The organism is Escherichia sp. MOD1-EC6475 (genome assembly GCF_003046645.1).
In the GTDB taxonomy this organism is placed as follows: domain Bacteria; phylum Pseudomonadota; class Gammaproteobacteria; order Enterobacterales; family Enterobacteriaceae; genus Escherichia; species Escherichia ruysiae.
The window spans coordinates 1-13,931 of the sequence record NZ_PZKQ01000041.1; the positions used below are offsets into that span (position 1 = coordinate 1).

General features: G+C 49.1%; 8 protein-coding genes and 3 pseudogenes. 9 read left to right on the top strand and 2 right to left on the bottom strand.

The genetic code is table 11. The features are described from left to right. Positions 1-143: 143 nt before the first annotated feature. The 7 genes and pseudogenes from bcsA (at position 144) to bcsC (ending at position 11,068) form a co-directional block, all read left to right on the top strand. Positions 144-2,249, top strand: coding sequence for a UDP-forming cellulose synthase catalytic subunit (bcsA, locus tag A7589_RS13305; protein ID WP_050488035.1), 2,106 nt, complete (start codon positions 144-146; stop codon positions 2,247-2,249). A 63-nt stretch (positions 2,250-2,312) separates the two neighbouring features. Beyond that, positions 2,313-4,465: pseudogene (gene bcsB, locus A7589_RS13310) on the top strand (cellulose biosynthesis cyclic di-GMP-binding regulatory protein BcsB). A gap of 1,022 nt (positions 4,466-5,487) precedes the next feature. Then, positions 5,488-6,054: pseudogene (locus A7589_RS23275) on the top strand (reverse transcriptase domain-containing protein); the annotation flags it as partial. 162 nt (positions 6,055-6,216) lie between these two features. Beyond that, positions 6,217-6,555: a group II intron maturase-specific domain-containing protein gene (locus tag A7589_RS23280; RefSeq protein WP_235613314.1), complete on the top strand. Its 339-nt coding sequence runs from the start codon at positions 6,217-6,219 to the stop codon at positions 6,553-6,555. Positions 6,556-6,741: 186 nt separating this feature from the next. Next, positions 6,742-7,248 carry an IS200/IS605 family transposase gene (gene tnpA, locus A7589_RS13330; protein ID WP_075700157.1) on the top strand — a complete coding sequence of 169 codons (507 nt, stop codon included), beginning with the start codon at positions 6,742-6,744 and terminating at the stop codon, positions 7,246-7,248. A 239-nt stretch (positions 7,249-7,487) separates the two neighbouring features. Further along, positions 7,488-7,613 (top strand): annotated as a pseudogene (locus tag A7589_RS23285) (cellulose synthase complex periplasmic endoglucanase BcsZ); the annotation flags it as partial. Continuing rightward, complete coding sequence (gene bcsC, locus A7589_RS13340; RefSeq protein WP_108188879.1) at positions 7,595-11,068, top strand: cellulose synthase complex outer membrane protein BcsC; 3,474 nt, start codon at positions 7,595-7,597, stop codon at positions 11,066-11,068. The pseudogene A7589_RS23285 and the gene bcsC, both read left to right, overlap by 19 nt. Before the next feature lie 697 nt (positions 11,069-11,765). Here the strand turns inward: bcsC and A7589_RS23290 are convergent. Together A7589_RS23290 and A7589_RS13350 are read right to left on the bottom strand one after the other, a co-directional pair. Next, positions 11,766-11,879, bottom strand: coding sequence for a TetR family transcriptional regulator (locus A7589_RS23290; protein WP_104773018.1), 114 nt, complete (start codon positions 11,877-11,879; stop codon positions 11,766-11,768). A gap of 51 nt (positions 11,880-11,930) precedes the next feature. Continuing rightward, positions 11,931-13,041 (bottom strand): IS3 family transposase gene (locus A7589_RS13350; RefSeq protein WP_104773017.1). Its coding sequence is split into 2 segments (ribosomal slippage): positions 11,931-12,789 and positions 12,788-13,041, totalling 1,113 coding nucleotides; the frame shifts between segments, so codons are not numbered across the junction. Positions 13,042-13,123: 82 nt separating this feature from the next. On the opposite strand from A7589_RS13350, the gene A7589_RS22960 reads away from it, so the two are divergent. Both A7589_RS22960 and A7589_RS23295 read left to right on the top strand, forming a co-directional pair. After that, complete coding sequence (locus tag A7589_RS22960; RefSeq protein WP_152930419.1) at positions 13,124-13,264, top strand: hypothetical protein; 141 nt, start codon at positions 13,124-13,126, stop codon at positions 13,262-13,264. Between the two features lie 471 nt (positions 13,265-13,735). Then, positions 13,736-13,931: hypothetical protein (locus A7589_RS23295; RefSeq protein ID WP_235613313.1), on the top strand; the 196-nt coding region annotated here is incomplete at its 3' end.

Consider the following 13,931-nt stretch of genomic DNA (forward strand, 5'->3'; position numbering starts at 1 on the left):
AGTTGGCAGCATCACCCGAAAACTGTGTTTTATTAACATAATGGTCACACCTCGCGCCATCATAGCGCTCACGGCGACAACACTCATGGCCGGGGAATGTTTAAAACGGTAATTCATTTTCCTAACCATCAAGGACAACAAACATGAACATAAAAAAAAATTTACTTTATCATAAATTACTCGTCCTACCTATCTTAACGCTTTTTGTAATTTTTATCTCGCTAATTGAGCAACCGCTAACGTTTTATCAACAAACGTTATTTTCTTCCATTATGTGCCTCGCTGTTCTGCTAATCAATTTTCGTAAAGGAAAGTTTATAACGCTTTTTCTTATGGGCGTTGGTATTCTTATCTCATCACGTTATATCTTCTGGCGGATTTCAACCACCTTAATATGGGATAAATATCCCGATATTTTCTTCTCGCTAACGCTACTGATTGCAGAGATCTATGCATGGGCCGTGTTACTGCTGGGTTATTTTCAGGTTTGTTTCCCGCTTAACCGCGAGAGCTTGCCATTGCCAGCAGATCCAACACACTGGCCATCGGTGGATATTTTTATTCCAACCTATAATGAACCGTTATCAGTGGTGCAAAACACTGTTTATGGTGCATTAGCGATGAACTGGCCAGAAGATAAAATCACCATCTGGTTATTAGATGACGGTGGTAGAGAAGCGTTTTGTCGTTTTGCCGAGGAAACAGGAATCCGTTATGTAGCCAGAAGCACTCATGAACATGCGAAAGCAGGAAATATTAATCATGCGTTGACGCTGGCAAAAAGTGAATTTGTCGCTATTTTTGATTGCGACCATATTCCTTCGGTATCTTTTTTGCAGCGAACAATGGGCTGGTTTTTAGCCGATGAAAAACTGGCGATGATGCAGACGCCACACCATTTTTTCTCTCCTGATCCTTTTGAAAGAAATTTAGGAAAATTTCGACAGAAACCTAATGAAGGTCATCTGTTTTATGGCTTGATTCAAAATGGTACTGATACGTGGAATGCCTCGTTCTTCTGTGGCTCTTGCGCAGTTATTCGTCGTAAACCGTTGGATGAAATTGGTGGGATTGCCGTCGAAACGGTGACAGAAGATGCGCACACATCTTTGCGTTTGCATCGTCTTGGCTACAGCTCCGCGTATTTACGCTATCCATTGGCTGCGGGTCTTGCAACTGAAACATTATCGGCACATATAGGGCAACGCATACGTTGGGCGCGCGGCATGATCCAAATTTTACGTATCGACAACCCGTTGTTGGGAAAAGGCCTGCAACTATCTCAGCGTCTGTGTTATCTCAGCAGCATGATGCATTTTTTGTCAGGCGTACCGCGACTAATTTTTCTATGTGCACCACTGTGCCCCATTTTTTTCTCCGTAGGGCTTATCGATGCTACTGTCACCGATATTATGTCTTATGTTCTGCCGTATCTGTTTATTGTGGTATTGATTAATTCACGGATTCAGGGCAAGTATCGCCATTCGTTCTGGAATGAAATTTATGAGATGGTGCTGGCCTGGTATATTACGCTACCGACACTGGTGGCACTAATCGCTCCGGCGAAAGGGCGTTTTAATGTCACTGCTAAAGGTGGATTGATCGCCAATAAATATGTGGACTGGCAGATTTCATACCCATACGTTATTTTTGCTATTTTGAACCTTTGTGGTCTGATAGCAGGCATAATTCAGGTTAGTGAGTTAAATGGTGAAGCGGCACTGTTAAAAACGATATGTTTAATGTGGCTGGCATATAACACTATTATCATTGGCGCAACGCTGGCAGTTTCTATTGAGCAAAAGCAAGTGCGTGTTTCGCCTCGTATTGAGGTCGTCTTTAGTGGTCACTTGTTGCTGACGAATGGCACACGGAACCCTTGTTCGGTAATCGATTTTTCTGAGGGAGGATTAGGTATCACGCTTCATGGTGGGGTAGATAATCGGAATATCGAAAAAAATAAACCAATGACCTTATATTTACATACTGGTGATGAGGAGTGCGCGATCCCTGTTGAAATTGTTCACGTGTTTAAAAATAAAATTGGTTTGAAAATATTGCCTATGACGCATAAACAACATATCGATTATGTACGGGCAACCTTTTCGCGAGATAATCTCTGGAGTGACTGGCATAATAGTCTTCCTCGCGACAAGATTTTAAAAAGCTTTTTGACTATTTGCTGGGTTTCTCTAAAAGGTTATTACCAGTTCTTATTGTTTTTGATTTCTCCGATGAAGAAGAAATGACTATTTAATTTCTTCTGCGTTCATAAAATATCTTCACTGTAATTAGTTTTAAGATTTCTGATAATGCTAAGAAAACTGTTTTGCATCTATACTCTGGCAATGGGAATAACGTTACTGCCAGCGACAGCTGCTACACCGTCAACAACGAGTAGCTCTTCAACTCAGGATGAAATTTCACGCGAGGTAAAACTCGCTTTTGCGCAAATCTCTCCATTGGGACAAATGAAACTCAATGGGGTAAATCCGCATGGCACCATTGAGTTCGGAATGCGTAGTGACGAGGTAGCAACAAAAGCGTTGCTTAACCTTGAATATACGCCATCGCCTTCACTATTGCCTGTTCAGTCGCAACTCAAAATCTATCTCAATGATGAGTTGATGGATGTATTGCCGATTACATCGGAGCAACTGGGAAAAAAATCCTATGCCAGGGTAACGCTTAACCCACTGTATATGAAGGACTTTAACCGTGTGCGAGTGGAGTTCGTTGGCCATTATCGACAAGCTTGCGAGAACCCGACCAACAGTAGCCTGTGGGTGGACGTTTCAGGGAATAGTGGGCTGGAGCTTCGTTGGCAAAAAATTCCCCTACAGAACGACTTAGCTTTTTTCCCGATACCTTTTTTCGATTCCCACGATGAGGGACCCACAATTATACCGATGGTATTTGCCGGATCACCTGCCAGCGAACAGCAGCAGGCTGCCGCGATTGTTGCCTCATGGTTTGGCTCACGCTCCGCCTGGCGTGGGCAACAATTTCCTGTTCATTACAATCAGCTGCCATCCAGTAATGCTATCGTTTTTGCCACTAACGATAATCGCCCGGACTTCCTCAACAATTACCCGGCAGTAGATGCACCAGTGGTCGGGATGATGACGCATCCTGCTTATCCGCAACATAAATTATTGCTGATCCTGGGGCGTGATGATCAGGATCTACTGCTGGCGGCGAAGGGGATTGCTCAGGGCAATATATTATTCCGTGGCGAAAGAGTGGTCGTTAAAGATGTCAAACAGCTGGCAGCACGAAAGCCATATGATGCGCCAAATTGGGTACGTACTGATCGTCCGGTTACGTTTGCCGAACTGAAAACCTGGGAAGGGCAGTTACAGTCCAGTGGCGTGGATTCTGCGGCAATTGATGTGGCACTGAATTTACCGCCAGATCTCTTTTTATTGCGCAACACTGGTATCGACATGCACCTTAAATATCGTTACACCGCTCCGCCGGTGGTCGATGGAGCGCAGATGGATATATCAGCCTGAACAACCAGTTTCTGCAATCCGTACCCTTGAACGACCATGCACAACGTCTGGTGTTGCGTTTACCGCTATTACAAGAATTACTCGATGATCATCCAGAAGTACCCGTATCTGCGTTAAAACCAGGGGAAACTAATCGTCTGCATTTTAACTTTGAGTTTAAAAATGCACTGCCAGAACAGGCAGATAAGAGCTGTATGAATTATCGGATGATTGAGAATCATGCGGTAATTGCTGATGACTCGACGATCGATTTCTCTAAGTACCATCACTTTTTGGCAATGCCAGATTTACGGGTGTTTGCACACACGGGATTTCCGTTCAGCCGGATGGCGGATCTCTCAGAAACGCTCGTTCTGATGCCAAAAGCTCCAGACGAAGCACCGGTGTCCACGCTGTTAAATACGGTTGCGTTAATCGGAGCACACACTGGTTTTCCTGCTATCAATCTCACAATAACGGAGGATAGTCGCGCTATTGAACGCAGAGATGCTGATATTTTGCTTATTGGCGCGCTCCCGGAGAATCTGAAAGACGATAACAATATTGTACTTAAACAAACTCAGACAGTGCTTAGCTCCTCCGCTGCGATGGCAATGGTGACAGGATTTGAGTCACCGTGGCACGAAAAGCGCAGTGTTGTGGCGTTACTGGCAAAGAATGCTCAGGATTATCAGTTGCTTAATAATGCTCTGAATGACAGCGCAAAACGCGCCGGGATATCTGGCTCGTTGGCGATTATTCGTGATTCAGGCATTGAAAGCCTGCGGTCGGGCGATATTTACTATGTTGGTCATTTGCCATGGCATGAGCGGTTGCAGTATACCCTGGCGAATCATCCTGTTTTACTGGCCGTGATGGCAGCGAGTAGTGTGATGCTACTCGCCTGGGTATTGTGGCGAATACTGCGTATTATCAGCCGTCACCGTTTGAATTTGAAGCAGAAGAAATAAGATATTTCTTGGATTGGAAGCACTATTCTAGTCATCAGTTATCACTTAACCCATTACTGCTTCGCCGCCGATACAGCTTAGTTAGCGAACGTGACGGCTTCAGTAAACGTTCGCTCGTTCACATCAACAAACGGGGTGATACAGCCAACTGAGCATTTCCTCTGCCAGAGCCCCCTTTCTCTGTTCCCATAGAACAGGGATGTAAGTAAGCGTAAAGTCAGCGTGGTCTGTAATACAGATCCTTACAGACTGGTTAGAGCTCCGTCTAACTTAGACGGAGCTTTATTGTGTGCGCCGGGCATGGCGCGTAGCGCCGTGACTGGCGCTGTTCTTCAACTATGGTGGCTCAAGAACGACTAAGAGGTGAAAGTCCTTCACACACCCGGTGAGGGGAAGTTTTAGCGGAAGGCAAGGGTGTTCATCGCGAGGTGAAATCTGAAGGAAGCCGGATGCAAAATGCTGGCCTGACGAACAGGAAGCGGTTGAGGCGGCACAGCGGGGTAAGGTGGCACAAATCACCAAAGCTCGATACTCACACGGAACGCTGTGACGTACAGCCGACAGGCATAAGCAGGAAAGTCGCGCGAATTACCCCGGGATATCTGCCGCTCTGCCAGTGTGCTACCGGCGTCGTGAGGCGCCGGCATGGGGCGACAGAAGTCAGCCGACGCCGTAGTAGTGCTGCAAAACCGGCAGCGCGAAGGGCTGAACATGATTAACCGTGATTAGGACATTCGAACCCGATGATGATTAATGAAGCACAAGCGCAGGCAACTGCGGCCAGCGGCAGAGGAGACGGACGGTATTCGTCAGGGCTGCATGATGGCGCTGAAACCAGCACGGCGGCGGATGGGCAACCGAAAGCGGAAGTGCCGCTGACAACGGAAGCGGTGATAACGAGAGAAAACCTGATGTTGGCATATCAGCGCGTGGCGGAGTTGAAACCGTCGCTGAAGAAGAACAGGCCCAGCGTCAGGCAGGCATTGACTGACGGAAACTACCAGCCGCGGGCCATACGCAGAATGGACATCCCGAAGCCGGATGGCGGCGTGAGAACTTTAGGCATCCCGACGGTGTTGGACAGGCTTATCCAGCAGGCGATAGCGCAGCAGTTAAGCGCCATCGTGGATAAAAGCTTCTCAGACTCCAGCTACGGCTTCCGGCCGGGGCGCAGCGCATGGCAGGCGGTGCAACAGGCACAGCGTTAGATACGGAGCGGCAAACGGTGGGTGGTGGATATGGATCTGGAGAAGTTCTTTGACCGGGTGGCTCACAGACTCCTGATGACGCGTCTGGCCAGAACGATAAAGGACAGGCGGGTGCTGAGACTGATACGCCGCTACCTGAAATCGGAAATGGTTAAAGACGGGCAAAGGGAGAAACGGCAGGAGGGCATGCCGCAGGGTGGCCCGCTGTCGCCGTTACTGTCGAACATCCTGCTGGATGAACTGGATAAAGAACTGGAGCGACGTGGACACAGCTTCTGCCGCTACGCAGACGACTGCAACATCTATGTAAGCAGCCGGAAAGCGGGCGAACATCTGCTGGATGAAATCAGGGGGTTTGTGGAGAACAAACTGAAGCTGAAGGTGAATGAGAAGAAGAGCGCGGTGGCGCGCCCGTGGGAGCGGAGGTTCCTTGGGTACAGTGTGACATGGCACAAACAGGCGAAGCTGAAAATAGCCCTGACGAGCGTGAACAGGCTGAAGGAGAAAGTCCGCAGTCTGACCACGGGAAACCGGAGCAAATCAGTGAAAGCGACAATCAATGTCCTGACGCCAGTGCTGCGTGGATGGATAAGCTACTTCAGGCTGACGGAAGTTAGAGGAGTGCTGGAAGAACTGGATAGCTGGATCAAACGGAAACTGCGGTGCCTGTTGTGGCGGCAGTGGAAGAGACCGGGAACCCGGACGAAGAACCTGCAAAGAGCGGGGCTGAGTAAGGACAGGGCGATGATCTCAGCGTACAACAACCACGGGCCATGGTGGAACTCGGGGGCCAGCCATATGAATCAGGCGATAAAGAATGCGTGGTTCAGGAGGCTGGGTCTGATATCACTGCTGGAACAGCAGAGGCAGTTCCAGAGTTAACATGAACCGCCGTATGCGGAACCGCACGTACGGTGGTGTGAGTGGACGGCGGGAGTGATCCCGCCTCCTACTCGATGCACAGCCCCCCCCCAGCCTAGCAGGGGGTTCCGGAAAGCTTTCAGCTTTGAGCCAGTTATTAAAACCCCTTTTGATTTGTTAAAACACCTTGCGGTCTGGCAACTGCAAGTGTCAAACAAGAAATCAAAAGGGGGTCCCAATGGGGAACGAAAAGAGCTTAGGCACACCCGATGCAACTGTAAATATCACATAGTTTTTGTGCCAAAATACCGAAGACAGGTGTTCTACAGAGAGAAGCGTAGAGCAACAGGCAGTATTTTGAGAAAGCTGTGTGAGTGGAAAAGCGTACGGATTCTGGAAGCTGAATGCTGTGCAGATTATATCCATATGCTTGTGGAGATTCCGCCCAAAATGAGCGTATCCGGCTTTATGAGATATCTGAAAGGGAAAAGCAGTCTGATGCTTTACGAGCAGTTTGGTTATTTGAAATTCAAATACAGGAACAGGGCGTTCTGGTGCAGAGGGTACTACGTCGATACGGTGGGTAAGAACAGTAGGATATTTTTAAATGAGTATAAACCTCAAATGGTTAAACAGACTTCACCACCAAGAATATCTGTTGCCTGTATCGCACGGGAACACGCTGTCGTTATCAAAACAGGTGTCATCGGATGACAAGGGCATTATCTGACAATAAATCATTATCAATAAATTGGAATCATCAGCGACTCACTTATCGAAAAGTATATGTTCCACTAATTGGAGGATATCAATTTTACTGAAGAGTAGACAGAAAATGTAAATGTAGCGGGACTAAATAATTTTCTATATGCAAGTGCCCCGAACAAAAGAGAGGTGGCTACACAGTTTAAAAAATGGAGATACTTGAGCAAATGAGCAATGACTTTCCATGCAGAAATACTTATTACAATTATATACTGTCCTTATTTGGACAAGGCAGGGATCAACACGGTTTTCTCTTCTCGACAAAAGGTGAGTTATTACCTGACTGGGGCCAGGAATGCGTAAATTCACACTAAACATATTCACACTTTCCCTCGGTCTGGCCGTCATGCCGATGGTCGAGGCAGCACCAACCGCTCAGCAACAGTTGCTGGAGCAAGTTCGGTTAGGCGAAGCGACCCATCGTGAAGACCTGGTGCAACAGTCGTTATATCGCCTGGAACTTATTGATCCAAATAACCCGGACGTCGTTGCCGCCCGTTTCCGTTCTCTGTTACGTCAGGGCGATATTGATGGCGCGCAAAAACAGCTCGATCGGCTGTCGCAGTTAGCGCCGAGTTCAAATGCGTATAAATCGTCGCGGACAACAATGTTACTTTCTACGCCGGAGGGTCGTCAGGCACTACAGGAGGCACGATTGCTGGCGACTACCGGTCATGCGGAAGAGGCCGTGGCGAGTTACAACAAACTGTTCAATGGTGCGCTGCCGGAAGGTGACATTGCCGTCGAGTACTGGAGTACGGTGGCGAAAATTCCGGCTCGCCGTGGCGAAGCGATTCATCAGCTAAAACGCATTAATGCGGATACCCCGGGCAATACAGGCCTGCAAAATAATCTGGCGCTATTGCTTTTTAGTAGCGATCGCCGTGACGAAGGTTTTGCCGTCCTGGAACAGATGGCGAAATCAAACGCCGGGCGCGAGGGGGCCTCTAAAATCTGGTACGGACAGATTAAAGACATGCCCGTCAGCGATGCCAGCGTGCAGGCGCTGAAAAAATATCTCTCTATCTTTAGCGATGGCGATAGCGTGGCGGCTGCGCAATCGCAACTGGCAGAACAGCAAAAAAAGCTGGCCGACCCTGCTTTCCGCGCTCGTGCGCAAGGTTTAGCGGCGGTGGACTCTGGCATGGCGGATCAAGCCATTTCAGAGCTACTACAGGCTGTACGGGCAAACCCGAAAGACAGTGAGGCACTGGGGGCGCTGGGCCAGGCGTATTCTCAGAAAGGCGATCGCGCCAATGCGGTGGCGAATCTGGAAAAAGCCCTCGCACTGGACCCGCACAGCAGCAACAACGACAAATGGAACAGTCTGCTGAAAGTAAACCGCTACTGGCTGGCGATCCAGCAGGGTGATGCCGCGCTGAAAGCCAATAATCCTGACCGGGCAGAACGGCTGTTCCAGCACGCGCGCTGTGTCGATAACACCGACAGCTATGCGGTGCTGGGGCTGGGCGATGTGGCGATGGCGCGAAAAGATTATCCCGCCGCCGAACGTTATTATCAGCAGACGCTGCGCATGGAAAGCGGCAATACCAACGCCGTGCGCGGGCTGGCGAATATTTACCGCCAGCAGTCGCCAGAAAAAGCCGAAGCGTTTATCGCCTCGCTCTCTGCCAGCCAGCGGCGCAGTATTGATGATATCGAACGCAGCCTGCAAAACGACCGTCTGGCACAGCAGGCAGAGGCGCTGGAAAATCAGGGCAAATGGGGGCAGGCAGCAGCACTTCAGCGGCAACGACTGGCGCTGGCTCCCGGCAGCGTGTGGATTACTTACCGACTTTCACAGGATCTCTGGCAGGCCGGACAACGCAGCCAGGCCGATACGTTAATGCGCAATCTGGCGCTACATAAGCCAAACGACCCGGAGCAGGTTTACGCTTACGGGCTGTACCTCTCAGGTCACGACCAGGACAGGGCGGCACTGACGCATATCAACAGCCTGCCGCGCGCGCAGTGGAACAGCAATATTCAGGAGCTGGTTAATCGGCTGCAAAGCAATCAGGTGCTGGAAACCGCTAATCGCCTGCGAGAAAGCGGTAAAGAGACAGAAGCGGAAGCGATGCTGCGCCAGCAACCGCCTTCCTCGCGTATTGACCTCACGCTGGCTGACTGGGCGCAGCAGCGACGTGATTACGCCGCCGCCCGTGCTGCATATCAGAATGTCCTGACGCGGGAGTCAGCTAACGCTGATGCCATTCTTGGCCAGACGGAAGTGGATATTGCTGCCGGTGACAAAGTGGCGGCACGTAGCCAGCTGGCGAAACTGCCTGCCACCGATAACGCCTCGCTGAACACACAGCGGCGCGTGGCACTGGCGCAGGCGCAGCTTGGCGATACCGCTGCGGCGCAGCAGACATTTAACAAGCTGATCCCGCTGGCAAAATCTCAGCCACCGTCGATGGAAAGCGCGATGGTACTGCGCGATGGTGCGAAGTTTGAAGCGCAGGCGGGAGACCCAACGCAGGCGCTGGAAATTTACAAAGACGCTATGGTCGCATCCGGTGTGACCTCGACGCGTCCGCAGGATAACGACACCTTTACCCGGCTGACCCGCAATGACGAGAAAGATGACTGGCTGAAACGCGGCGTGCGCAGCGATGCGGCAGACCTCTATCGCCAGCAGGATCTTAACGTCACCCTTGAGTACGATTATTGGAGTTCGAGCGGCACCGGTGGTTACTCCGCTCTGAAAGCGCACACTACCATGTTGCAGGTGGATGCGCCGTATTCTGACGGGCGGATGTTCTTTCGCAGTGATTTCGTCAATATGAACGTCGGCAGTTTCTCCACGAATGCCGATGGCAAATGGAATGACAACTGGGGCACCTGTACATTACAGGGCTGTAGCGGCAACCGCAGCCAGTCGGATTCCGGTGCCAGCGTGGCGGTCGGCTGGCGCAACGACACCTGGAGCTGGGATATCGGCACCACGCCGATGGGCTTCAACGTGGTGGATGTGGTCGGCGGCATCAGTTACAGCGATGATATCGGGCCGCTGGGTTACACCGTTCACGCCCACCGTCGGGCCATCTCCAGTTCTTTGCTGACCTTTGGTGGACAAAAAGACTCCCCGGGCAATACCGGAAAAAAATGGGGCGGCGTGCGTGCCGACGGCGTGGGGCTAAGCCTGAGCTACGATAAAGGTGAAGCAAACGGGGGCTGGGCATCGCTTAGTGGCGACCAGTTAACCGGTAAAAATGTCGAAGATAACTGGCGCGTGCGCTGGATGACGGGCTATTACTATAAGGTCATTAACCAGAACAATCGCCGCGTCACAATCGGCCTGAACAACATGATCTGGCATTACGACAAAGACCTGAGTGGCTACTCACTCGGTCAGGGCGGTTACTACAGCCCGCAGGAATACCTGTCGTTTGCCATACCGGTGATGTGGCGGGAGCGCACGGAAAACTGGTCGTGGGAGCTGGGGGCGTCTGGCTCGTGGTCGCATTCACGCACCAAAACCATGCCGCGTTATCCGCTGATGAATCTGATCCCGACCGACTGGCAGGAAGAAGCTGCGCGGCAATCCAACGATGGCGGCAGCAGTCAGGGCTTTGGCTACACGGCGCGGGCATTACTTGAACGACGTGTTACTTCCAACTGGTTTGTCGGCACAGCAATTGATATCCAGCAGGCGAAAGATTATACGCCCAGCCATTTCCTGCTCTATGTACGTTATTCCGCCGCCGGATGGCAGGGTGACATGGATTTACCACTGCAGCCACTGAAACCTTATGCTAACGATTGATCAGTATAGGGGGCAGCACAAAGCGGCGCCCCTGCCACCCCACCCGGCATGTGGGGGCGCACTGGGCAGTTCGAGAAGTAGAGTTTATGCGAGTCAGGGAAGACTAAAACATCAAAGTAGTTGACTATAAACTTTGATATCCAGTAGTGTGGAACATTCTCCTTTCTCCGGATAAGACCTTTGCTTATCTGGAGAAATTATCTCTTCACTCATTAACAACATCAGGACAGAATTATTTTATTATCAATAAGTTTTTTTGTATGAAATCGTCGATATCCCCTTTTGCATTTTGCACGATATCTTCAGATACCGGATTTGACAGATATTCACTGTAACCCCATAACATGGCATCAAGCTGTCGTGCGATTCGCTTTGTATCAACGACTCTAAAAATATGTTCGTTTATACCACTCTGAATTATATCCGTGAGAACCTGTTGCCACTTTGCCAGACAAGTCTGTACCAGACATTTATAATTTTCATTATGACTGGAGAGTAACCACAAAGAACTGTATAGCTTACGGGATGGATCAGGCTTATCTGTAATCATCCCATCAATAAGTTCTCTTAACTTCGCTTTAGCTGATAACGGCTCAATGATGGTACAGAACTCTTCGAGTTCATTATTAAGAAATCCTTCAACGGCCTCAAGACTCAGTGTATGCCAGTCTTTAAAATAGTGATAAATGTGACTGCGCTATATTCCTAAATATTCCGTCAAATCACGAGTGGAAACCTTGTCTATACCTCTTTCCAGAAACAACTCTACTGCTCCCTTAAGAATTTTCTCTCTCATGAACCCTGCCTTCATTATCTTTCCTCATGTTGACTTTGAGCAGTTGCTCATGTAAATAGACCCGCTTTAGTTCCATACACTTTTTGAGATCCCGGGCTGGTAATGTTGTTGACGATATTCCTCCGGTGTCAGGTTGTTCAGTGATTCATGAGGGCGTTCACAGTTATATTCTGACAGCCATTGTTCCGTGATTTCACGCACTTCATTCAGCGTTCTGAACAGATAAAAATCGAGTATTTCTGTGCGATATGTTCTGTTAAAGCGTTCAATGAATGCGTTCTGTGTCGGTTTACCCGGTTGGATAAATTCCAGTTGTACTGTATGTTTCTCTGCCCATTCAGCCAGTGCCAGCGAGATAAATTCCGGACCATTATCCATGCGAAGCATTACGGGATATCCCCGGTTTGCTGCGATCTTGTCGAGGACACGAACCACTCGCTGAGCTGGTAAATTAAGGTCTATTTCGATAGACAACGCCTCGCGATTAAAGTCATCAACGACGTTGAACGTACGAAAACGACGACCACAAATCAGGGCGTCATGCATGAAGTCAACAGACCAACGCTGGTTTAACGCTTCAGGTGTAGCAAGCGGCGATGGATTACGTACCGGCAGACGCTGCTTGCCTTTACGACGAAAATTCAGCTTCAGCAGACAGTAAATACGGTGGACCCTTTTGTGATTCCACGGGTATCCCTGCCGTCGCAGAATCTGAAACAACTTTGGAAAACCATATCGTGGATACCGTTCAGCGGCAGCCTGCAGTGCAGAAATAACCGGCTCGTCATGTGTAGTATTCGGACGATAATGATAAACCGTTCTACTCAGGTTCAGGCTCCGACAGGCCTGACGGATACTAAGCCCGAACGTCGTTATCAGATGAGTGACCAGCTCACGCTTAAAGGCTGGTTTCAAAACTTTTTTCGATAATGTCTTTCAATGCCCGGTTCTCAAGGCTGATGTCAGCAAACATCTGTTTGAGACGCCTGTTCTCGTCCTCAAGATCCTTTATCTTTTTAATATCAGAGGCTTCCATACCACCGTATTTAGATTTCCAATTGTAGTAGGTCGCTTCAGAAATACCGGCCTCGCGGCAAACATCCTTGACAGTTCGTCCGGCTTCAACCGACTTAATCACAGCGATGATCTGATGCTCAGTGAAACGGGCTTTACGCATAACGCTCTCCTTCGTTGGCAGAATGAGTATGCCGGAAGATCTCTAAATGTGAATGGTTCGATTATACGGGATACTTACAAGTATGGATAACGAACCGAAAAATGAAGAGAAACGGCGGGATGAAATCAACCTGCTCTATGTAGCTGCCACGCGGGCCCGGAATACGCTTGTTCTGAACAGTGTACTTCACCAGATTCTGGCAAACCGTCGCTTCACCGGATGATTGCCTGGCCGTGACGAAAACAGCATGATACCGGTACTGGAACCGTGTTTTCAGGGAGTACCGGATATGTGGTTTTTTTCGACAGTTCTGTTTCTGCTCATTGTTATCTGTTGCGTGGCTGGCGTTGTGAATGCACTGGCGGTGCAGCGTGAATTACATGCACGCAGGGAGCAGGAATATCATGCCCGGATACGCGCGGAGACAGGTGAGCGTATCCGGCGGGAATGGTATGAGCAGTGCCGACAGAAAAGAACACAATAAATAAAAACAGCGATTACGAAGCAAAATGCATCGTGAGAGTACATTCAGTTATTTTTTATTATTTTGTTTTTTATAAAACAAAATAACAGGCATGGTTAATGCGAGGTGTTTTATAGAAAAATGCCCTCAGAGGAGATAGTGAGGGCATAAAGTAAAAACCGATTCGATGGATAGTCTGTTAATTATAATTTTAAATGGAAGTTTTAAAACATGCAGAAACAGGATGCAAACCGAAAGATAAAAAAATGTGATACAGAAAACAGAATATCACTATATCACGGTCAGCATGATGGCTGTCATTCTGCTGATGAGCAGTTGCTTAAGGAAGGTGCGAATAAGCAGGTCATTTCTTCCCAAGCTGACTCGCTGATTAAAATTTCGCGGAGTTGGGCCGATTTTTTTCCCG